The organism is Nocardioides sp. LHG3406-4, assembly GCF_049897745.1.
GTDB lineage: Bacteria > Actinomycetota > Actinomycetes > Propionibacteriales > Nocardioidaceae > Nocardioides.
The window spans coordinates 540,851-560,295 of sequence record NZ_JAFCWV010000001.1; the positions used below are offsets into that span (position 1 = coordinate 540,851).

A 19,445-nucleotide genomic window follows, 5' to 3' on the forward strand; every position below is an offset into this window, starting at 1 on the left:
TAGGAGGGTTCATGGGATTCCTCGACAACGCCAAGGGCAAGCTGTCGAAGGCCGTCGACGACCACGGCGACAAGATCGCCGACGGGATCGACAAGGCCTCCGCGGCGATCGACAGCCGCACCGGCCGCAAGCACAGCGACAAGATCGCCTCCGGGGCAGCCAGGGTCAAGGACGCGCTCGACCGGCTCGACGGCAAGAACGACGACATCCGCGACACCACCACGCCGGGGCCGTCGGAGCCGCACGACCCCACCCTGCCGACCCACCCCGCACCGGCCGACCCGACCGACCCCATCCCGCCGGGCCCGCCCACCGACCCGTCCAACCCGACCGGGGCATCGCGCGGCCAGTAGGGCGTCTACCCTGCGCGGCATGCGCTTCGTCGTCGTGCCCGCCGCCTACGTCTACCTGCTCCGCGACATCGGCACAGGTCCCGAGGTGCTGCTCCAGCTGCGCCAGGGCACGGGCTACATGGACGGTCACTGGGCCGCCGCGGCAGCCGGCCACGTCGAGCGCGGCGAAACGGCGTACGACGCGGCCCACCGGGAGGCGCGCGAGGAGCTCGGGATCGACGGCATCGAGCTGGTCTTCGAGACGACCATGCAGCGCACCCGCCACGCCGACCCGATCGACGAACGGGTCGACTTCTTCTTCAGCGCGCGGTCCTGGGCCGGCGACCCGGTCATCGTGGAGCCGGACAAGTGCGCCGAGCTGCGGTGGTGCCGACTCGACGACCTGCCGGAGCCGGTGGTCCCCCACGAGCGTGTCGCGCTGGAGCATCTGGGTACCGGCACGCCGTACCTCACCCACGGTTTCTAACCCAAGGAGCAGTCATGGCAGACGACACGAAGCTCGGCCCTCAGCCAGATCCCGTGGTCGAGCCCGGGGAGCCCAACCCCGGCGGCGCCGACGCCGTCGACGAGACCCCTGCACCCCCGCTCCCCCGGGATCTGGGACCCGAAGGCAACCCGGCGGTCGAGGACGTGCTGCCGGAGGCGGTCGCCGAGCCCGACGACAAGTCCCAGGCACCCGAGGGAAAGGCTGCCGACCATGAATCCGGCACCGAGTCCGGCACCGAGTCCGAACCCCAAGCGGGCCAGGAGGCCGAGGACGGCTCGGTCGAGCCCCCGGCCTGACTCTCGTAGCCGAGCGGGAGCAACGACCCGTGCGAGCCCACCTCAGGCGGAGCGGCAGGCGTGGCAGAGCTGATACTCCCGCTCGGCTACTGCTGCCACCAGCACGGAGCGGACCTGCTCGGCGTCGAGCATCACGTCCTCCCACGTGAACCGGAGGACCAGCCAGCCTGCCACCGCCAGCGCGTTGTAGCGCCGTGCGTCGCGGACCAGCGCCGTCCGGCCGCCGTGCCACTCGAACGAGTCTGCCTCGATGGCCATCCGCAGCCGGGCGTCGACGAGGTCGGGCCGGCCGAGGAAGCGCCCGTCGCGGATCGGGACCTGTGGCTCCACCCGGAGGCCCTCGACCTCGTTGCAGATGGCCCGGAGCCCCGACTCGAACGGGTTGGCGGCGCGGCCGTCGGCGCCGCGCGCCGCGCGGCGCGCGGCGGAGCCTGGCCGACGCCGGTCCGCGGGCATCACGCGAGAGCGCCGCGAGGCGGCTAGGCGGGAAGCCGTCGCGCAGCGCGGAGTCGGCAACCGCCAGCGCCTCGGCGTAGGGCAGGGTGCGCAGGCAGTCGACGAGCGTCCGGTCGGCTGAGGTCACCAGGCCGTCGACGTCCTCCGGCGCGAGCCTCGACCAGTGCAGTGCGATGCCACGTCGCTGCTCCTCGGAGACCCGGCGGTTGCTGGCCACCGTGACGTGCGGGAGTGCCGGTGGGCGCAGGACCTGCCAGCCCAGGGCGAGTGCCGCGCTGAGGTGCGACACGGCCCCGCTCACCCGGTGCGCGGCGGCCAGCGATCGGTCGACCTGCGGGAGGGCGTAGCGGCCCCGCGCCAGCACGGACACGTCTCCGGCGGCGACCGCGGCGTCGACCTCCGCGCGGGGGCAGACGCGAAGGAGGGTGCCGCGCGTAGCTACGCCGCCCATCCGTTCGAGATGCTCCACGACCGGCATCGACCGAGCATGCCGCGAGGTCAGCCCGGTGCGTGCGCCTCATCCACAGGCGGGAGCGGCCGGCAGCGGCGTGGGTACGCCGAGCGCCGGCATGCCCAGCCCGACGGCAGCCGGGCCGGAGGGCGCCGAGGTGCGCGCCTCCCAGGCATCGCCCGATCGAGTACGACGCACGGCGAGCACCGCCCCGTCGGCGACCAGGTGGTGCGGTGCGGCCTTGGTGATCCGCACCTCGACCATGTCCCCCGGCCGGACGCCCTCAGCGCCCTCGGGGTTGAAGTGCACGAGGCGGTTGTCGGGGCCGCGGCCGGAGAGCCGATGCATGGCGGCGTCCTTGCGGCCCTCGCCCTCTGAGACCATCAGCTCGACGGTGGTGCCGACGAGCTTCTTGTTCTCGTCCCACGCGATGTCGTTGACGAGCTCGACGAGGCGGTTGTAGCGATCTGAGATCACCGCGGCCGGCACCTCGTCCGGCATCGTGGCCGCCGGCGTGCCGGGACGCTTGGAGTAGATGAAGGTGTAGGCGCCGGAGAAGCGGGCGCGGCGAACGACCTCAAGCGTCTGCTCGAAGTCCTCCTCGGTCTCGCCCGGGAAGCCCACGATGATGTCGGTGGTGATCGCGGCGTGCGGCATGGCCTCCCGCACCCGCTCGATGATGCCGAGGTACTTCGACTGACGGTAGGAGCGCCGCATCGCGCGCAGCACCCGGTCGGAGCCCGACTGCAGCGGCATGTGCAGCTGCGGCATCACCGTGGGCGTCTCGGCCATGGCCGCGATCACGTCGTCGGTGAACTCGGCTGGGTGCGGTGAGGTGAACCGAACGCGCTCGAGCCCGTCGATCTCGCCACATGCACGCAGCAGCTTGGAGAACGCCTGCCGGTCGCCGAACTCAACGCCGTACGCGTTGACGTTCTGGCCGAGCAGGGTGACCTCGCTGACGCCCTCGGCGACCAGGGCCCGGATCTCGGCGAGGACGTCGCCGGGCCGGCGGTCCTCCTCCTTGCCCCGCAGCGAGGGGACGATGCAGAACGTGCAGGTGTTGTTGCAGCCGACGGAGATCGAGACCCACGCGGCGTACGCCGACTGCCGCTTGGTCGGCAGCGTCGAGGGGAAGACCGACAGCGACTCGAGGATCTCGACCTGCGCCTCCTCCTGCACCCGCGCGCGCTCGAGCAGGGCCGGCAGGGAGCCGATGTTGTGGGTGCCGAAGACGACGTCGACGTACGGCGCCTTCTCGGTGATCGTCGCGCGGTCCTTCTGTGCGAGACAGCCGCCGACGGCGATCTGCATGCCGGGGCGGGCGGCCTTGACAGGCGCGAGGTGCGACAGGTTGCCGTAGAGCTTGTTGTCGGCGTTCTCGCGGACCGCGCAGGTGTTGAAGACGACCACGTCCGCCTGCTCATCCGGCGCAGCGGCGGCGTACCCCGCCTCCTCCAGCAGGCCGGTCAGCCGCTCGGAGTCGTGGACGTTCATCTGGCACCCGTAGGTGCGCACTTCGTAGGTACGCATCGCGCCACCAGAGTACGGCGATTGTGGATTCCCCTTCGAATCGTGCCGTGCGCTGCTACCTTGCCGCCTCACCACTCATCCGGAGGATCCATGCCACACTCCACGCCCACCGTCATCGGCGCGCTCCTGCTCGCTCTCACTCCGCTCGCGTTCGCGTCCAGCAGCGCATCGGCTGCGGCCGTGCGCTGCGACGGCAAGCGGGCGACGATCGTCAGCGGCGCCGAGCAGGTGACCGGTATGGCGAAGCGGGTGACCGGCACGGCGAAGGACGATGTGATCGTCGTGACCGGGCGCGGATCCGCCGTAGTCGCTGCGGGCGCGGGCGACGACACCATCTGCCTGCGGACCCGCGGCACCACGCTCGTGCGCGCGGGGAACGGCGACGACACCGTCCTCTCACAGGAGCGTCGAGGGCGTCCTGACGTTCTTCTCGGGCCGGGCGACGACACCTACTCCGGGAGCGGCGGCTCCGACCTGGTGCGCGAGACCCACGCCCGCGGAGGGCGTGCCGGCGGGGTCGACACCATCCGCACACGGGGCGGCGACGACTTCGTCATGATCGGCCCTCGCCGGGGAGCCAACCTCGACACCGTCGACCTCGGCAGCGGGGACGACTCGCTCATGGTCGTCGGCAAGGCCGGCAGCGGGGCGCGGCTGACCGGTGGTCCGGGCACGGACGTCCTCAGCCTGTACGTCGCCCGACGCGCCCGCCTGGCCGTCGACGCGCAGCATGGCACGGCGACGGTCGCCGACGAGTCGTACCTCCGCTGGTCCGCCTTCGACGCCTACGAGCTGTTCGCGAAGGGCACCCAGTCCTTCACCGGGAGCACGGGCGACGACACCGTCGGCTTCATCGGCCCAGGCTCGATCTCCGCGACCATGGGCGGCGGCGACGACACCGTCGCTACCTCGCCCATCATCGGCCACGCGGCAGGATTGGTCGACGGTGGCGAGGGCGACGACGCCTTGAAGTACCTCACCGAGTCCGACATCGTCGGCGACACGACGACCGGACAAGTCACGGCCGGTGGGACGACGTTGACAATGGCGTCGGTCGAGCGCCTGGCCGCGCGGACCTCGGGCAGCGTCTCGCTGACGGGCTCCGACGGCAACGACGACCTCCGCGCAGAGGGGTGCGCGGTCACGCTTCGTGGCGGGGCCGGCAACGACCACCTCGTGTCCGGGCAGGACCCGGAGGACGACGCATTCACCATCGCCTTCAGCTCAGCCGAGCCCCAGCGGTGCACGGCACCCACCAGCAACGTCCAGGGGGAGGCCGGCGATGACGTCCTGGTCGGCAACGACGTCTACTCCTCCTGGTCCGGACGCCGCTCCCGCCCGAGGCAGACCGTGCTCGACGGAGGGGACGGCGTTGACGTCGCCGTGGGCATGACGTCGCGCGGCCGCACCACCTGCATCGCCGAGACCCGTGTGTCCTGCGGTCCTGAGCGCGCGCAGTCTCTAGGCCAGGCGCCCGCGCCCACGACACCGTCGTCTCTCCCGCATTACCGCCGATACCTGGACTGACTCGTGGGGGGCGGGACGTAGGAATCCGGGGTGTAAGCGCAGGCCTGCACCCCCGGACCTGTCTCGAGTGCAATGCGCCCTCGCCGACCGCCGTGGAGTCTCGACGGAAGCGTCCGGATGGTCACGATTCGCACATGTTGACCGTGAGGAGATGTCCGATCGGGTCCCGTGTGGATAGGTTGCGGCCATGACTGTGCTTCAGCAGGAGCCGGCCGGCGCCGGCCACGGCGAACCCCTGGTCGTGCTCGAGGGCGTCGACAAGTACTTCGGGTCGCTGCGCGCGCTGGCCGACATCAACCTGTCCGTGAACCACGGCGAGGTCGTCGTCGTGATCGGTCCGTCCGGCTCCGGCAAGTCGACGCTGTGCCGCGCGATCAACCGGCTCGAGACGATCGACGCCGGCACGATCACCCTCGACGGCAAGCCGCTGCCCCAGGAGGGCAAGCAGCTCGCGGCGCTCCGTGCCGAGGTCGGGATGGTGTTCCAGAGCTTCAACCTCTTCGCCCACAAGACGATCCTCGAGAACGTCACCCTCGGCCCGATCAAGGTGCGCGGCCTCAAGAAGGCAGACGCCGAGAAGCACGCACACGACCTCCTCGATCGCGTCGGCGTGGCCCACCAGGCCGAGAAGTACCCCGCCCAGCTCTCCGGCGGCCAGCAGCAGCGCGTGGCGATCGCCCGGGCTCTCGCGATGGACCCGAAGGTGATGCTCTTCGACGAGCCGACCTCCGCGCTCGACCCGGAGATGATCAAGGAGGTCCTCGACGTCATGGTCGAGCTGGCCAGGGGCGGCATGACCATGATCGTCGTCACCCACGAGATGGGCTTCGCACGTACGGCGGCGGACCGCGTGGTCTTCATGGCCGATGGTGCGATCGTCGAGGAGAACACCCCTGAGGAGTTCTTCACCCACCCGACGTCCGACCGTGCCAAGGACTTCCTCGGCAAGATCCTCAAGCACTGACAAGTCGAACACATCAAGGGAGATGCACATGCGATTCACGAAGATCAAGGCCGCTGTGGCGGTAGCCGGGTTGGCCCTGAGCCTCACGGCCTGCGGCGGTGACGACGGCGGCGGCAGCGACACCGAGGTCGCCTCGGACACCGACTTCGAGTCCGGCACCACCATGGCCGACATCGCTGAGCGCGGCACCGTGACGATCGGCACCAAGTTCGACCAGCCGGGCTTCGGCCTGAAGAACCTCGAAGGTGACCCGGAGGGCTTCGACGTCGAGGTCGGCAAGATCATCGCGGGCGCCCTGGGCATCGCCGAGGACGACATCGAGTGGAAGGAGACGCCTTCCGACGTCCGTGAGCAGGTCATCGAGGACGGCGAGGTCGACTTCGTCGTGGCGACCTACACGATCAACGACGAGCGCAAGGAGCGGATCTCCTTCGCCGGTCCCTACTACGAGGCCGGCCAGATGCTGATGGTGATGTCCGACAACGACGCCATCACCGCTCCCGAGGACCTCAAGGCCAACCCCGACGCCAAGGTCTGCTCGGTCACCGGCTCCACCCCGGGCGAGAACATCAAGCAGTACCTCGCGAGCGAGGACCAGCTGGTGCTCTTCGACGTCTACGACAAGTGCGCCGACGCCCTCAGCAACGGCCAGGTCGACGTCGTGACCACCGACAACGTCATCCTCGCCGGCTTCGTCGGCGAGTCGGACGGTGAGTTCAAGCTGGTGGGCGACCAGTTCACCGAGGAGCCCTACGGCATCGGCATCACCAAGGGCGACACCGACTTCTGCGAGTTCATCAACGACACCCTCGCCGACAACGAGGACGCCTACACCACGGCGTGGGAGGAGACGGCCGGTCAGGTCGAGGGCACGGAGACGCCCACGCTCCCCGAGCCCGACCCGTGCGCCTGATCCATTGATCCACTGGTCGGGTGGCGCCTCTGGGCGCCACCCGACCTCCTCATGAAAGGCACGCGGTGGACGCGGTCACCGACAACCTCGACCTGTTCTGGTCCGGCTTCCTCCGGTCTCTGGGCATCTGCCTGTGGGCCCTGATCGGCTCGCTGGTGCTCGGCACGCTGATCGCAGCCTGCCGGGTCTCGCCGGTCTCGGCGCTGCGTGCCTTCGGCACGGCCTGGGTGACCGTGATCCGCAACTGCCCGCTCACCGTCGTGCTCTTCTTCATGGCGTTCGGCCTGCCGGAGGTGGGCGTCAACGCCTCGTTCTACCTCTTCGGCATCACCGCGCTGGTGATCTACACCAGCGCCTTCGTCTGTGAGGCGATCCGGTCGGGCATCAACTCTGTGCCGACCGGCCAGGCGGAGGCGGCCCGCGCCATCGGGCTGACGTTCACCCAGTCGCTCGGACAGGTGATCCTGCCCCAGGCGCTCCGCAGCACCGTTCCGCCACTCGGCAGCGTCCTGATCGCGATGTTCAAGAACTCCGCCGTGGTGGGCGCCTTCGGTGTGGGCCGGGACCTGTGGGCCGTCTACAAGAACCTGACCGGCGCCCAGGGCTACGACGGGCTCCCGGTCATGACCGGCGTGGCGATCGGCTACCTCTGCATCACCATCCCGGCCGGGCTCTTCCTGGCCTACGCCGAGCGCAAGGTGGCGATCGCCCGATGAGCAGCGTCCTGTACGACCAGCCCGGACCCCGAGCCAGGCGTCGCGCCCTGATCGGCACCGTCGTCGCCGTCCTGGCCCTGCTCGCCCTCGCGGCGCTGGTCGTGAAGCGTCTGGCCGACCGCGGTCAGTTCGAGGCAGAGCTGTGGTCGCCTCTCTTCAGCCCCTCCGACGAGAACTTCGACGCGGTCTGGCGGCTGCTCGGCCAGGGACTGGTGAACACCCTGGTCGCCGCCGCTCTCGCGATCAGCCTGTCGTTGGTGATCGGCACGCTGCTCGGCACGGCCCGGATGATGCTCGGCCGGGGTGTGCGCATCCCCCTCGTGGCCTTGATCGAGCTGTTCCGGGGCCTCCCGGTGGTCGTCACGATCCTCTACGTCTACGTGTTCATCCGCCAGCTGAAGCTCGACATCAGCGGCCTTCCCGGCGAGGACGGCCTGTGGTTCCTCGTCATCGCCCTGACGCTCTACAACTCGGTCATCATCGCCGAGATCATCCGGGCCGGGGTGGCCTCACTGCCCCGCGGCCAGGGGGAGGCGGCGCTGGCGATCGGGATGACGCAGCGCCAGGCGATGACCACCGTGCTGCTGCCGCAGGCCTTCCGGACCATGCTGCCCGCGCTGATCAGCCAGCTCGTCGTGGTCCTCAAGGACACCTCGCTGGCCGCGGTGGCCGCCGGCCTCTACACGGAGCTGCTGAGGCAGGGAAACCTGATCTCCCTCAACCTCGACAACCCGATCCAGGTGCTGCTGGTCGTCGCCGTCATCTTCATCGCGCTCAACTACGCGCTGTCGCGGCTCGCGACGTACGTCGAGCGGCGGCTCAGCAGGTCTCACGGTGCGCGGACGGCGATGGTCAAGGTCGAAGAGGTCGTCCCGCAGACCTGATCAGCCCAGCAGGGCCAGGTCCTCGCCGGTCAGCGTCAGGTCAAGCGCCTCGACACAGCCGAGCACCGACTCAGGCCTGCTCGCTCCCGGGATCGGGATGACGCACGGGTCGATCGCCAGCTGCCACGCCAGCGCCACCTGCTGCGGCGTCGCGTCGTACCGCAGCGCCACCTCGGCGAACGACGCGTGCTCGGAGCCGAGGCCCGACGCGTGCCGCATGCCGCCCAGCGGGCTCCAGGGCAGGAAGGCCAGTCCCAGCTCGGCGCACAGGCCGAGCTCGGGGCGCGAGGACCGGAAGCTCGGGGAGAACTCGTTCTGCACCGACACCAGGTGGTCGCCGAGGATCGCGTGCGCGGCCCGGATCTGGCCCGGGTCCGCGTTGGAGAGCCCCACCCGGCGTACCTTCCCGTCGTCCGCCAGCTCCTTGAACGCGCCGATCGTCTCCTCGTAGGGGACGGCGGGGTCGGGCCGGTGGTGCTGGTAGAGCCCGATCGACTCCACGCCGAGTCTGCGGAGCGAGCCCTCGACCGCCTCGCGGATCCACTCCGGCCGGCCGTCGACCGGCCAGTCGGCGCCGTCGCGCCGGATGCCGCCCTTGGTCGCGACGAGCACCTCGCTCGTGTCCGCGCCGTACGACGCCAGCGCCGCCGCGATCAGCTCCTCGTTGTGCCCCAGGCCGGTGCCGTCAGGTGCGTAGCAGTCGGCAGTGTCGATCAGCGTGATGCCGGCGTCGAGGGCGGCGTGGATCGTGACCTCGGCGCGGGCCGTCGCGTCGGGGCCCTGCGTCGAGAGCTGCATGCCCCCGAGACCGAGGGCGCTGACCTGGAGGTCGCCGAGGCGACGGGTGGGGAGGCTCATGGGCCCGACCCTAGCCACCCGGGCCGCTCGCTCATGTAACGCGTAGTTATGTGCATTGGGACCCCCGCACACCGGGCGCTCAGTGCACATAACTGCGCGTTACATGGAGCGGGGGGCGGCAGGCTCAGGAGCCGCGCAGCCAGGCCAGGATCCGGGCCGCGGTGTCGGCGGGCGAGAGCTCGCTGTTGTCGATGCGCAGGAAGCGGTGCCGGTCGAGGAGGTCCTCGGCGAGGGTACGGCGGCCGGGCACGGTGCTCATCACGTGGCGCTCGAGCTCGCGCACGTTCCCGTCGGACCACTCGACGTCGCGCTTGGAGGCCTTCGCCGCGAGGCGGTGCTCGGTGCGGTTGCGCTCCAGCCGGGTGTCGAGCGGCGCGGCCAGCTCGACGAACGCGACCTGCTTGCCCGCCACGACGTACGGCGCGATGTAGCGCTCGACCACGCGGAGGTCGCCCTCGTCGTCGAGCGGCCAGACGAACGTGAAGACCAGGTCGGTGTCGGAGGCGGCGGCCTCCTCGAGGATCCGCATGCGGAACTCGTCGTTGAGGACGTCGAAGGGCGGCGTGCCGTAGCCGAAGAGCTCCAGCAGCGGCTCGATCGTCATGTGGTTGTGGAAGAGCCGGAAGTCGCTCTGGTCGGCCACCGCGCGACCGACCGTCATCTTGCCGACAGCCGGCGGGCCGAAGATCACGAGCAGCATGCGCGCGATGGTGTCACGAGCGCTCCAGCACCTCGACCCGGTTTCCGTGGGCGTCGAAGGTGTGGATGCGGCGGTGCCCCTCGAACGTGTGCTCCTGGGACCGGTCGACGTCGAAGCCGAGCCCAGCCAGCCGTTCGGCGATCGCATCGAGGCGGTCGACCACGAGGGCGGGGTGCGCCTTGCGGGCCGGGGTGAACGGGTCCTCGACCCCCACGTGGATCTCGGCCGCGACGCCGCCGTGGTCGTCGTACGCACGGAACCAGGCGCCGCCGCGGCCCCGCAGGTCGGCCGGCTTCTCCACCTCGGTCAGGCCGAGCCCGTCGGCGTAGAAGCGCCGGGCGTCGTCCTCGCCCCCGGGCGGGATCGCGACCTGGACGTGGTGGAGAGCGATCACGCCGGCACCCGCGCCACCGCGAAGACGCGGCGGAAGGGCAGGGCCACGCCGTAGGGCCGCTGCGGGAACGCCTGCCGGAGACGCCTCTTGAACTCGGCGACGAACTGCTCGCGCAGGTCGTCGGGCAGCGCCGCGAGCACGGGGCGGGCGCTGGTGCCGGAGACCCAGTCGAAGACCGGGTCCTCCCCGGTGAGCAGGTGGAGGTAGGTCGTCTCCCACGCGTCGACGGTGCAGCCCAGCGCGGTGAGGGCGGCGACGTAGGTCTCGGGGTCGTGGCTCGCCGGCTCGGCGGTGCCCGCCGCGAGCTCGCGGTAGGGCTCCTCAGCGGCGAGCTCGGTCCGCAGGGTGTGGCTGGGCTCGTCGAAGTTGCCGGGGACCTGGAACGCGAACCAGCCGCCGGGGGCGACCTGCGCGACCAGACCGGCCAGCAGCTCGAGATGACCGGGCACCCACTGGAGCGTGGCGTTGGAGACGAGTACGTCGACCGGCTCGGCCGGCCGCCAGTCGCGCAGGTCGGCCACGTCGAAGTCGATCCCGGACCCGGCTGCGCGGGCCTTGTCGATCATCTCCGGGCTCGAGTCGACGCCGACCACGTGCGCCTCGGGCCAGCGGGCGACGAGCAGGGCGGTCAGGTTGCCCGGGCCGCAGCCGAGGTCGACGACGGTCCGCGGATCACGCGCTCCGACGCGGGCCAGGAGGTCCACGAAAGGTCGGCCGCGCTCGTCGGCGAAGGCGAGGTAGCGGTCCGGATCCCAGCGATAGGCCATGGCTCCATCGTGCGCGCAAGGTATCTTGATGTCAAGATTCTCGACGCATCTGGTTCAATGCACCAATGAGGGACGAGGTCGACACTCTGGTCGAGGCGTGGGCGCGTGAGCGCGGCGACCTCGACCTCGCCCCTGTCGAGGTGTTCAGCCGCATCGGCCGGCTGGCCCGCCGCCTCGACCTCGCCCGCAAGGACGCGTTCACCGCACACGGCATCGAGAGCTGGGAGTTCGACGTGCTGGCCGCCCTGCGGAGGGCCGGGGCGCCGTACGAGCTGTCCCCAGGACGGCTCCTGCGCGAGACCCTGGTGACCAGCGGCACCATGACCAACCGCGTCGACCGGCTCGTCGCGCGCAGCCTCGTCGATCGCCTGCCCGACCCCCGCGACCGCCGCGGCGTGCTGGTCCGGCTCACTCCCGAGGGCAAGACCGCCGTCGACGGCGCCTTCGAGGCGCTGCTCGAGGCGGAGAGCCTGCTGTTGGCCGACCTGTCCGCCCGCCAGCGCACCGAGCTCGCCGCCCTGCTGCGCGCCCTGCTCGCGCCGTTCTCACCCCCGGAGCCGTGACCGCGACAGCCGTCACCGTCCCGTCAACCGATCACTGCAGCGACTCGGAGGCCTCCAGCCACTCGTGCTCGACGCGCTCACGCTCGTCGTGCAGCGCGGCGCGCTGCTGGCCGAGCTCGGCCAGGCGCTCGTAGTCGGTGAGGTGCTCGGCCATCTCGAGCTCGAGCTTCGCCTCCTGCTCGGCAATCCGCTCGAGCTGGCGGTCGAGGCGGGCCAGCAGCTTGCGCGCCGTACGCTCCTCGGCACTGCCGGGCTTCGCCCGGGAGGTCGGCTGACCCTCCGTGACGCTCGGCGTGTACGACGTCTTGGCGGCCGCGGCGGCACGCAGACCGGCGGCCCGGCGCTCGAGGTACTCGTCGACGCCGCGCGGAAGCATCGAGATCTGGCCGTCACCGAGCAGCGCCCAGACGGAGTCGGTGACGCGCTCGAGGAAGTAGCGGTCGTGCGAGACGACCACCAGCGTGCCCGGCCAGCCGTCGAGGAAGTCCTCGAGGACGTTGAGGGTGTCGATGTCGAGGTCGTTGGTGGGCTCGTCGAGCAGCAGCACGTTGGGCTCGGTGAGCAACAGGCACAGCAGCTGGAAGCGCCGGCGCTCACCACCGGAGAGGTCGCCGATGCGCGCGGTGAGCCGGTCGCCGGTGAAGCCGAAGCGCTCGAGCATCGCGGTGGCGGTGATCTCGCCGTCGACCGTGCGGGTGACCCGGCTGATCGACTCGACGGTCGGCAGCACCCGCTGCTCCGGGTCGAGGTCGTCGAGCGCCTGGGTGAGGTGCTGGAGGGCGATGGTGCGGCCGTGCCTGACACGTCCGGCGTCCGGTGACAGGTCACCGGCCAGCAGCGAGAGCACCGACGTCTTGCCGGCGCCGTTGACGCCGACGATGCCGACCCGGTCGCCGGGACCGAGCCGCCAGGTGGCGTGCGAGAGCAGCTGCTTGTCGCCGCGGCTGAGGTCGGCGTCCTCGATGTCGATGACGTCCTTGCCGAGCCGCTGGGTGGCGAAGCGCTGCAGCTGGAGCCGGTCGCGCGGCTCGGGCACGTCCTCGATCAGGGCGGTGGCGGCCTCGATGCGGAACTTCGGCTTCGACGTGCGGGCCGGGGCACCGCGCCGCAGCCACGCGAGCTCCTTGCGGGCGAGGTTCTGGCGGCGTACCTCGGAGGAGGAGGCCTGGCGCTGCCGCTCGGCACGGGCCAGCACGAACGCGGCGTAGCCGCCGTCGTAGGAGTCGACCACGCCGTCGTGCACCTCCCACGTCGTCTCGCAGACGGCGTCGAGGAACCAGCGGTCGTGGGTGACGACGACCATCGCGGACGTGCGAGCCACCATGTGCTCGGCCAGCCAGGCGACGGCCTCGACGTCGAGGTGGTTGGTGGGCTCGTCGAGGATGACCAGGTCGTGGTCGCCCAGGAGCAGGGCAGCCAGGCTGCACCGGCGGCGCTCGCCGCCCGACAGCCCGAGGACGGCCCGGTCGAGAGAGACACCGGCGAGCAGCACCTCGACGATCTCGCGGGTGCGGGAGTCGGCGGCCCACTCGTGGTCGGCCTTGCCGCCGAGCACGGCCTCGCGCACGGAGTGGGTGTCGAGAAGCTCGTCGCCCTGGTGGAGGTAGCCGATGTGCAGGCTGCTCGCGTGCGAGACACGGCCCGTGTCGGGCTCCTCGAGCCCGGCCATGATCTCGAGCAGGGTGGTCTTGCCGTCGCCGTTGCGGCCGACGATGCCGATGCGCTCACCCTGCGAGATCCCGAGCGAGACCTCGGTGAGCAGTGGACGCACGCCGTAGGACTTCGAGACGCGTTCCAGGTTCAGGAGGTTGGCCATGTCCCTCCGATCCTGTCAGGGCAGCCGTGACCCCGCGGGGCCGGGGTTTGGTCCCACCCCTCCGAGGGTAGTTGCCGAGCACGGCAGAGGAGGTCCCGATGGCACTGGAAGTCGACGACGCCGAGCGCGTCGACCTGGCGACGGGCGACGTGAGAGACCTCCTCGACGTCCTGACGTTCCGCCCCGCCGATGCCTGAGCGTCTCCGGCTGCCGGTGGCGGCCGCCGTACTGGCCCTGGCGCTGGCGGGTTGTGGCGACGGGCCGTCGGTGACGGTCGAGCAGGCCACCACCGACTACACCGCGCTGGTCGACGACGTCGCGCAGGCGCTGGTCGACGACCTGGGCGTCACCAGCATGCCGCCGGCCGCCGGGAGCCTGGCGCCGGGGCCCGAGGAGGGCACCTGCTGGTTCAGGTCGCAGACCTACACCATCCCGGAGCGGCTCGGCATCGACGTGCCGATCGACGACGTCCGCGCCACGGTGGCCGACGTCGTCGAGCCCGAGGGCTGGGAGGTGATCGACGGAGAGATCCCCGGTGGCTACGAGGGACTCGACGCCGAGGGTCCTGACGACGCCACCCTGGAGCTGCGCGCCAAGAGCGTCACAGAGCTGCGGATCGTGGCGCTGGTCGACGGCGACTGCGAGCGCGAGGCGCTGCCGGTGGAGTGAGCGGGCCGCGGGTCAGTAGTCGACGAGGTGGGCGCCGGCCACGGGCCCGTTGGCGGTGAGCACCACCTCGCCGGCGCCGTCGAGACCGGCGGCCACCTCACGCGCGTGGTCGCCTGAGCCGCACAGGAACACGCAGGTCGGGCCGGAGCCGGAGACGATGCCGGCGAGCGCTCCGGCCCGCTCCCCCGCAGCGAGTACGTCGCGCAGCTCGGGCCGCAGGTCGAGGGCCGCGTCCTGCAGGTCGTTGTGGAGCAGCCCGGCGATCGCCTCGACGGGGTCGGCGAGGAAGGCGACGAGCCGGTGCGGCGGGGCCGGCTGCGCGGAGGCGTCGGGACGCAGCGCGTCGAAGTGGCGGTAGACCGACGGGGTCGACAGGCCCTCGTGCGCCGTGACCACCACCCACCAACGGGTGACGTCACCGCCGCGGACCGACTCGACCACCTCGCCTCGGCCGGTGCCGAGCGCGTTGCCGCCCATCAGCGCGAACGGCACGTCGCTCCCCAGCTCGGCGGCCAGCCGGAACAGGTCCTCGTCGGAGGTCTCGACGCCCCACAGCCGGTCGAGCGCGACGAGCGCAGCCGCGGCGTCGGCCGAGCCACCCGCCATCCCGCCGGCGACCGGGATGTCCTTGCGGATCACCACCTCGGCGTGGGCCGGACGGCCGTGCAGACCGGCGAGCAGGGTCGCGGCGCGGAAGACGATGTTGTCGTCGCCGAGCGGCACGTCGGCCGCGTCGACGTACGGCGCGGGCTCGAGGGCCAGCGACCAGGAGTCGGCCGGCCTCACGGTGACGTCGTCGTAGATCCCGATCGCGTGGTAGACGGTCAGCAGCGGGTGGAAGCCGTCGGCGCGGGGCGCGCCCACGCCGAGGTGCAGGTTGATCTTGGCGGGGGCGCGCACCGTCACCGAGGCCGGTGTCGCGGAGGTCACCGGAAGATCCCCTCGGCGATCCGCGCGAAGTCGGTCACGCCGATGACCTCGCCGCGCGCCTGCGGGTCCACACCGGCGGCGTGGAGCGCAGCCTCGGCGGCCTCGGCCGAGCCTGCGAGTCCCTTGAGGGTGGAGCGGAGCGTCTTGCGGCGCTGGGCGAACGCCGCGTCGACCACGGTGAACACCTGCTCCCGGGTGGCCGTGGTGACCGGCGGCTCACGTCGGGTCCAGGCGACCAGGCCCGAGTCCACGTTGGGCGCGGGCCAGAAGACGTTACGGCCGACGGTGCCGGCGCGGCGTACGTCGGCGAACCAGGCGGCCTTGACCGACGGCACGCCGTAGATCTTGCTGCCGGGGCCGGCCGCCAGCCGGTCGGCCACCTCGGCCTGCACCATCACCAGGCCGCGTTCGAGCGACGGCAGCAGGGTGAGCATGTGCAGCAGGACCGGGACGGACACGTTGTAGGGCAGGTTCGCCACCAGGGCCGTCGGGGGCGGGCCGGGAAGCCCCTCGACGCGCATCGCGTCGGCGAGCACCACCTCGAACCGGTCGGCCTGGTGGGGCGCGAAGTCGGCGATGGTCTGCGGCAGCAGGCCGGCCAACGCGGGGTCGACCTCGACGGCGACCACGCGGCGGGCCACGTCGAGCAGGGCGAGCGTGAGCGACCCTAGGCCCGGTCCGACCTCGACCACCACGTCGTCGGCGGTGATGCGGGAGTCCCGGACGATCCGCCGCACGGTGTTGGCATCGATCACGAAGTTCTGCCCGCGCTGCTTGGTGGGGCGCAGGTCGAGGCTGGCAGCCAGCGCACGAACGTCCGCCGGGCCGAGGAGTCTCGGCCCGGCGGAAGCGTCGTGGTTCACGCTGGTCAGGGTAGTGGTGAACCCTGCCGAGGCGTTGATCAGCGCGGCAGGCCGAGCTTCGCGGAGCAGCCCGGCCAGGCGCCGTACCCGCCGGAGGCGTCACGGAGCTTCGTGGCGATCGCGATCTGGGTCTCGCGGCTGGCCTGGCTGGGCAGCCCGCTGCCGCCGTAGGCCTGCCAGGTGCCGAGGTTGAACTGCAGGCCGCCGTAGTAGCCGTTGCCGGTGTTGATCGCCCAGTTGCCGCCCGACTCGCACTGGGCGAGGGCGTCCCAGACGGTGTTGCCGCTGGCGAAGTTGGGGCCGTCGGACCGGGTGCCGACGTTGACGATCGCGTCGGTGGGCTTGCGGGTCACCTCGGCGTCGACGACCTTGCGCGACACCAGCTCGCCGTTCTCGAAGCGCAGCTTGTAGGTGACGTCGCGCAGGCCGGGGCGGCCCTCACGCTCGGTCGAGGACTCGCCCTCAAGCATGGAGGAGTCGTCCTTCTTGATCGTGGCGAAGTCGATGACCTCGTCCTTGACCGCCTTCGTGACGACCTTGATGCGGGTGACCGACACCTTGTCGCCGTCGGTGATCTCCTTGCCGAGGGCCGGCTTGACCTGGTCGTCCGCGTCGACCGCGACACCGAGCTCGTCGAGGGCGTCCTCCACGGTGAGGGCGGTGACCCCGACCTCGCGATGCTTCTTGTCCGCGACCTTGACGGTGAGCTTCTTGGGGGTGATGACCTCGACGGCCATCCCACCGCGCTCGATGTCGGCTCCGCGGCTCACCGAGAGGTCGGCGCTGTGGAAGCTGCGACCGATCTGGCTGAGGGCCTCGCTGACGTTGGTCGCGGTCACCCAGTGGGTCTCCTCGTCGCCGTCCACGTTGAGCTCGAGTGGGCGGCCGAAGCGCACCGCGATCTCGGCACCGTCGCTGACCTGCTGGTCGAGCGAGGGAGCCACCACGTCGTGGGGGCCGACCTCGACGCCTTCATCGGCGAGGACTTCTCCGACCGTCCCGCCCATGGCGCTGACCTGCCGGGTCTCGCCGTCCAGGGACAGGGTCACCGACCGCGTCAGGGCTGCGTAGCCGACCGTCGTACCGGCGACCGCGGCGATCACGAAGCCGACCAGGACGGCCAGTACGGTCTTGCTCTTGCTGAGGTGTGCGATGCGTGAGCGCACGATTCTCCGAACGTCGAACTCCCCGGGCCTCGGGACCAGTGCTCCGCTCGTCCGACCGCGCGCAGCACTCACCGGTGGGGGAGTGGGGAAGCGAGCGGGGGTCTCGCGGAGGCGGCCGACTCATACTCCGAGCTCAACCTCGGGGCCACCTGGTGCACTGGCTGAAATCGTCCCGATCCCGGCCATCAGTCACAGAACGATAACGGCGAAGGGGTGGTATGCAAACTCGAACGCCGATACTCGTGCGCTGCGTCACGCCGCTCGGGCGGGGCGGATGTTCGCCCGGGCGGCACAGAACGTCTGCGGTTTGGGACCAATCCACGGCATTTCGGCGCCCAAACCTGCGGTTTGTGACCAAACCGCAGGTTCGCGGCCGCTCACCAGGTCCCGCCGAACGCCCTCTCGGTGTTGGCGTCCACGGCCGCGCACAGCTCGCCGAGGTCCCCGCCGCGGACCTCGGCCATCAGCCGCATCGTGTGCGGCACGAGGTACGACGCGTTCGGGCGGCCGCGATAGGGCACCGGTGTGAGGTACGGCGCGTCGGTCTCGACCAGGATCCGGTCCTGCGGCGCCATGGCCAGTGCCCCGCGCTGCGGGTCGGCGTTCTTGAACGTGACGGTGCCGGCGAAGCTGAGATGGGCGCCGCGGTCGAGACAGGCCCGGGCGAACGCCGCGTCACCGGAGAAACAGTGCATCACCCAGCGCTGCGGCGCACCCTCCTCGTCGAGGACGCGCAGGACGTCGGCGTGCGCGTCGCGGTCGTGGATGACCAGGGTCTTGTCGAGCCGTTTCGCCAGATCGATGTGGCGCCGGAAGCTGTCCTCCTGCGCGGCGAGTCCCTCCGGGCTGGTGCGGAAGTGGTCGAGCCCGGTCTCCCCCACCGCGCGCACCTTGTCGTGGGCCTGTGCGAGCCGCTCGATCTCGGCCATCGCGTCGTCGAGGCTGCCGGCCGCCGCGAGCTTGGGTGCCTCGTTGGGGTGCAGGGCCACGCCGGCGATCAGGGCGTCGTGGGTGGCCGCCGCGTCGACGGCCCAGCGCGCACCCGGCAGGTCGCAGCCGATCTGCACGATCCGGGTGACGTTGACGGCCCGGGCGGCCTCGATGGCCGCCGCGGGGTCGACCCAGTCGCCGTCGGCGATGTCGAGATGGCAGTGGTTGTCGACGACGGGATGAGGGAGGGGCTCGGGAGCCGGCGGCCGCTCCCGGTCACGTCGGGCGCCGGTCGTCTCCTCGGTCGCGGCGCGCTCGCGCAGCGGCCGGTCCTGGGTCCCGCTCATGAGCTGTGCACCAGGTTGTAGACCTCGCGCTTCGGCACCCCGGCGGCCCGGGCCACCTCCACGATGGCGTCCTTGCGACTCACTCCAGCCTCCTCCATGTGGGCCACGGCCGACCGCAGCGACTCCGGGTCGTTCGCGACGGTGGGTCCGCCCGGAGCCCCGGCCACCACGATGGTGACCTCGCCGCGCACTCCCCCGGCCGCCCATTCGGCGAGCTCGCGCAGGCCGCCGCGGCGTACCTCCTCGTGGGTCTTGGTCAGCTCCCGACACACGGCCGCGGGCCGGTCGTCGCCCCACGCCTGCGCCATCGCCGCCAGCGCCGCCTCGGTGCGGTGCGGCGCCTCGAAGAAGACGAGGGTGCGCTCCTCCGCGGCCAGCGCGGTCAGCCGCCGGGCTCGTTCGCCGGCCTTGCGCGGCAGGAAGCCCTCGAAGCAGAAGCGGTCGACGGGCAGGCCGCTGACGGCCAGGGCTGTCAGTACGGCGGAGGGCCCGGGCACGGCGGTCACCCGCACGCCCTGCTCGACGGCCGCGGCCACCAGCCGGTAGCCCGGGTCGGACACGCTCGGCATCCCCGCGTCGGTCACCAGCACGACCCGCTGCCCGGCCAGCAGGGCCTCGACCAGACTCGGGGTGCGGGCCGACTCGTTGCCCTCGAAGTACGACACGACCCGCCCGCTGATCGTGACGCCGAGGTCGGCGGTGAGCCGCCTGAGCCGGCGGGTGTCCTCGGCGGCGACGACGTCGGCGCCGGCGAGCTCCGCGGCGAGCCGGGCCGGGGCGTCCCCGGCCTGGCCGATCGGCGTACCCGCGAGCACCAGGACTCCGATCCCGCCCTCGTCGCTCATGCCCCCATCCTGCCCGG

22 protein-coding genes are annotated in these 19,445 nt (G+C 71.4%); 10 read left to right on the forward strand and 12 right to left on the reverse strand.

Features of this window, described 5'->3' with window-relative positions:
• Positions 1-11 precede the first annotated feature (11 nt).
• The 3 genes from ACP7BP_RS02560 to ACP7BP_RS02570 are packed head-to-tail and all read left to right on the forward strand — an operon-like array spanning position 12 to position 1,136.
• Positions 12-353, forward strand: a complete 342-nt coding sequence (locus ACP7BP_RS02560; protein ID WP_426242187.1) for an antitoxin — start codon at positions 12-14, stop codon at positions 351-353.
• 19 nt (positions 354-372) lie between these two features.
• Positions 373-819 (forward strand): NUDIX hydrolase, encoded by a 447-nt coding sequence (locus ACP7BP_RS02565; protein WP_426242189.1) that lies wholly within the window; start codon positions 373-375, stop codon positions 817-819.
• Positions 820-833: 14 nt separating this feature from the next.
• Positions 834-1,136 (forward strand): hypothetical protein, encoded by a 303-nt coding sequence (locus tag ACP7BP_RS02570; RefSeq protein WP_426242191.1) that lies wholly within the window; start codon positions 834-836, stop codon positions 1,134-1,136.
• A gap of 42 nt (positions 1,137-1,178) precedes the next feature.
• Here ACP7BP_RS02570 and ACP7BP_RS02575 read toward each other — a convergent pair whose 3' ends face one another.
• Positions 1,179-1,592, reverse strand: a complete 414-nt coding sequence (locus ACP7BP_RS02575; RefSeq protein ID WP_426242193.1) for an endonuclease domain-containing protein — start codon at positions 1,590-1,592, stop codon at positions 1,179-1,181.
• Between the two features lie 517 nt (positions 1,593-2,109).
• A complete protein-coding gene (gene miaB / locus ACP7BP_RS02580; protein WP_426242195.1) occupies positions 2,110-3,576 on the reverse strand; it encodes a tRNA (N6-isopentenyl adenosine(37)-C2)-methylthiotransferase MiaB in 1,467 nt (488 codons plus the stop codon).
• Between the two features lie 90 nt (positions 3,577-3,666).
• On the opposite strand from miaB, the gene ACP7BP_RS02585 reads away from it, so the two are divergent.
• The 5 genes from ACP7BP_RS02585 (at position 3,667) to ACP7BP_RS02605 (ending at position 8,580) form a co-directional block, all read left to right on the forward strand.
• Positions 3,667-5,103 (forward strand): hypothetical protein, encoded by a 1,437-nt coding sequence (locus ACP7BP_RS02585; RefSeq protein ID WP_426242197.1) that lies wholly within the window; start codon positions 3,667-3,669, stop codon positions 5,101-5,103.
• 187 nt (positions 5,104-5,290) lie between these two features.
• Positions 5,291-6,067 (forward strand): amino acid ABC transporter ATP-binding protein, encoded by a 777-nt coding sequence (locus ACP7BP_RS02590; RefSeq protein ID WP_426242199.1) that lies wholly within the window; start codon positions 5,291-5,293, stop codon positions 6,065-6,067.
• Between the two features lie 28 nt (positions 6,068-6,095).
• Entirely contained in the window at positions 6,096-6,980 is an 885-nt protein-coding gene (locus tag ACP7BP_RS02595) for a glutamate ABC transporter substrate-binding protein (protein ID WP_426242201.1), read from the forward strand.
• A 65-nt stretch (positions 6,981-7,045) separates the two neighbouring features.
• Positions 7,046-7,696 (forward strand): amino acid ABC transporter permease, encoded by a 651-nt coding sequence (locus tag ACP7BP_RS02600; protein WP_426242203.1) that lies wholly within the window; start codon positions 7,046-7,048, stop codon positions 7,694-7,696.
• On the forward strand, positions 7,693-8,580 hold the full coding sequence (locus tag ACP7BP_RS02605; RefSeq protein ID WP_426242205.1) for an amino acid ABC transporter permease: 888 nt from the start codon (positions 7,693-7,695) through the stop codon (positions 8,578-8,580). The genes ACP7BP_RS02600 and ACP7BP_RS02605 overlap by 4 nt, the downstream gene beginning before the upstream one ends.
• Here the strand turns inward: ACP7BP_RS02605 and ACP7BP_RS02610 are convergent, their stop codons facing one another.
• From ACP7BP_RS02610 to ACP7BP_RS02625, 4 genes are all read right to left on the reverse strand, one after another.
• Positions 8,581-9,438 (reverse strand): aldo/keto reductase, encoded by an 858-nt coding sequence (locus tag ACP7BP_RS02610; RefSeq protein WP_426242207.1) that lies wholly within the window; start codon positions 9,436-9,438, stop codon positions 8,581-8,583.
• Positions 9,439-9,562: 124 nt separating this feature from the next.
• Complete coding sequence (locus ACP7BP_RS02615) at positions 9,563-10,138, reverse strand: AAA family ATPase (RefSeq protein WP_426242209.1); 576 nt, start codon at positions 10,136-10,138, stop codon at positions 9,563-9,565.
• A 13-nt stretch (positions 10,139-10,151) separates the two neighbouring features.
• Positions 10,152-10,532 carry a VOC family protein gene (locus ACP7BP_RS02620; protein WP_426242211.1) on the reverse strand — a complete coding sequence of 127 codons (381 nt, stop codon included), beginning with the start codon at positions 10,530-10,532 and terminating at the stop codon, positions 10,152-10,154.
• A complete protein-coding gene (locus ACP7BP_RS02625; RefSeq protein ID WP_426242213.1) occupies positions 10,529-11,299 on the reverse strand; it encodes a trans-aconitate 2-methyltransferase in 771 nt (256 codons plus the stop codon). Before ACP7BP_RS02625 ends, ACP7BP_RS02620 begins: the two co-directional genes overlap by 4 nt.
• A gap of 65 nt (positions 11,300-11,364) precedes the next feature.
• On the opposite strand from ACP7BP_RS02625, the gene ACP7BP_RS02630 reads away from it, so the two are divergent.
• Positions 11,365-11,862, forward strand: a complete 498-nt coding sequence (locus tag ACP7BP_RS02630) for a MarR family winged helix-turn-helix transcriptional regulator (protein WP_426242215.1) — start codon at positions 11,365-11,367, stop codon at positions 11,860-11,862.
• A gap of 31 nt (positions 11,863-11,893) precedes the next feature.
• On the opposite strand, the gene ACP7BP_RS02635 is transcribed toward ACP7BP_RS02630, so the two are convergent.
• Positions 11,894-13,678 (reverse strand): ABC-F family ATP-binding cassette domain-containing protein, encoded by a 1,785-nt coding sequence (locus tag ACP7BP_RS02635; protein ID WP_426242217.1) that lies wholly within the window; start codon positions 13,676-13,678, stop codon positions 11,894-11,896.
• A gap of 189 nt (positions 13,679-13,867) precedes the next feature.
• Here ACP7BP_RS02635 and ACP7BP_RS02640 point away from each other — a divergent pair, with 189 nt between their 5' ends.
• On the forward strand, positions 13,868-14,347 hold the full coding sequence (locus ACP7BP_RS02640; protein WP_426242219.1) for a hypothetical protein: 480 nt from the start codon (positions 13,868-13,870) through the stop codon (positions 14,345-14,347).
• Positions 14,348-14,359: 12 nt separating this feature from the next.
• On the opposite strand, the gene ACP7BP_RS02645 is transcribed toward ACP7BP_RS02640, so the two are convergent.
• The 5 genes from ACP7BP_RS02645 to rsmI all read right to left on the reverse strand — a co-directional run bounded on the left by ACP7BP_RS02645 (position 14,360) and on the right by rsmI (position 19,428).
• On the reverse strand, positions 14,360-15,277 hold the full coding sequence (locus tag ACP7BP_RS02645) for a 4-(cytidine 5'-diphospho)-2-C-methyl-D-erythritol kinase (RefSeq protein ID WP_426242221.1): 918 nt from the start codon (positions 15,275-15,277) through the stop codon (positions 14,360-14,362).
• Entirely contained in the window at positions 15,274-16,149 is an 876-nt protein-coding gene (rsmA, locus tag ACP7BP_RS02650; protein ID WP_426243373.1) for a 16S rRNA (adenine(1518)-N(6)/adenine(1519)-N(6))-dimethyltransferase RsmA, read from the reverse strand. The genes ACP7BP_RS02645 and rsmA overlap by 4 nt, the downstream gene beginning before the upstream one ends.
• A gap of 29 nt (positions 16,150-16,178) precedes the next feature.
• A complete protein-coding gene (locus ACP7BP_RS02655) occupies positions 16,179-17,306 on the reverse strand; it encodes a ubiquitin-like domain-containing protein (RefSeq protein WP_426242223.1) in 1,128 nt (375 codons plus the stop codon).
• Positions 17,307-17,683: 377 nt separating this feature from the next.
• Positions 17,684-18,583: a TatD family hydrolase gene (locus tag ACP7BP_RS02660; RefSeq protein ID WP_426242225.1), complete on the reverse strand. Its 900-nt coding sequence runs from the start codon at positions 18,581-18,583 to the stop codon at positions 17,684-17,686.
• Positions 18,580-19,428 carry a 16S rRNA (cytidine(1402)-2'-O)-methyltransferase gene (gene rsmI / locus ACP7BP_RS02665; protein WP_426242226.1) on the reverse strand — a complete coding sequence of 283 codons (849 nt, stop codon included), beginning with the start codon at positions 19,426-19,428 and terminating at the stop codon, positions 18,580-18,582. Before rsmI ends, ACP7BP_RS02660 begins: the two co-directional genes overlap by 4 nt.
• Positions 19,429-19,445: the final 17 nt, after the last annotated feature.

Excerpts from the sequence above, each read along its gene's own strand:
- ACP7BP_RS02560 (WP_426242187.1), top strand. The coding sequence starts at position 12 with ATGGGATTCCTCGACAACGCCAAGGGCAAGCTGTCGAAGGCCGTCGAC.
- ACP7BP_RS02565 (WP_426242189.1), top strand. The coding sequence starts at position 373 with ATGCGCTTCGTCGTCGTGCCCGCCGCCTACGTCTACCTGCTCCGCGAC.
- ACP7BP_RS02570 (WP_426242191.1), top strand. The coding sequence starts at position 834 with ATGGCAGACGACACGAAGCTCGGCCCTCAGCCAGATCCCGTGGTCGAG.
- ACP7BP_RS02575 (WP_426242193.1), bottom strand. The coding sequence starts at position 1,592 with ATGCCCGCGGACCGGCGTCGGCCAGGCTCCGCCGCGCGCCGCGCGGCG.
- miaB (WP_426242195.1), bottom strand. The coding sequence starts at position 3,576 with ATGCGTACCTACGAAGTGCGCACCTACGGGTGCCAGATGAACGTCCAC.
- ACP7BP_RS02585 (WP_426242197.1), top strand. The coding sequence starts at position 3,667 with ATGCCACACTCCACGCCCACCGTCATCGGCGCGCTCCTGCTCGCTCTC.
- ACP7BP_RS02590 (WP_426242199.1), top strand. The coding sequence starts at position 5,291 with ATGACTGTGCTTCAGCAGGAGCCGGCCGGCGCCGGCCACGGCGAACCC.
- ACP7BP_RS02595 (WP_426242201.1), top strand. The coding sequence starts at position 6,096 with ATGCGATTCACGAAGATCAAGGCCGCTGTGGCGGTAGCCGGGTTGGCC.
- ACP7BP_RS02605 (WP_426242205.1), top strand. The coding sequence starts at position 7,693 with ATGAGCAGCGTCCTGTACGACCAGCCCGGACCCCGAGCCAGGCGTCGC.
- ACP7BP_RS02610 (WP_426242207.1), bottom strand. The coding sequence starts at position 9,438 with ATGAGCCTCCCCACCCGTCGCCTCGGCGACCTCCAGGTCAGCGCCCTC.
- ACP7BP_RS02615 (WP_426242209.1), bottom strand. The coding sequence starts at position 10,138 with ATGCTGCTCGTGATCTTCGGCCCGCCGGCTGTCGGCAAGATGACGGTC.
- ACP7BP_RS02625 (WP_426242213.1), bottom strand. The coding sequence starts at position 11,299 with ATGGCCTATCGCTGGGATCCGGACCGCTACCTCGCCTTCGCCGACGAG.
- ACP7BP_RS02630 (WP_426242215.1), top strand. The coding sequence starts at position 11,365 with ATGAGGGACGAGGTCGACACTCTGGTCGAGGCGTGGGCGCGTGAGCGC.
- ACP7BP_RS02635 (WP_426242217.1), bottom strand. The coding sequence starts at position 13,678 with ATGGCCAACCTCCTGAACCTGGAACGCGTCTCGAAGTCCTACGGCGTG.
- ACP7BP_RS02640 (WP_426242219.1), top strand. The coding sequence starts at position 13,868 with ATGCCTGAGCGTCTCCGGCTGCCGGTGGCGGCCGCCGTACTGGCCCTG.
- ACP7BP_RS02660 (WP_426242225.1), bottom strand. The coding sequence starts at position 18,583 with ATGAGCGGGACCCAGGACCGGCCGCTGCGCGAGCGCGCCGCGACCGAG.
- rsmI (WP_426242226.1), bottom strand. The coding sequence starts at position 19,428 with ATGAGCGACGAGGGCGGGATCGGAGTCCTGGTGCTCGCGGGTACGCCG.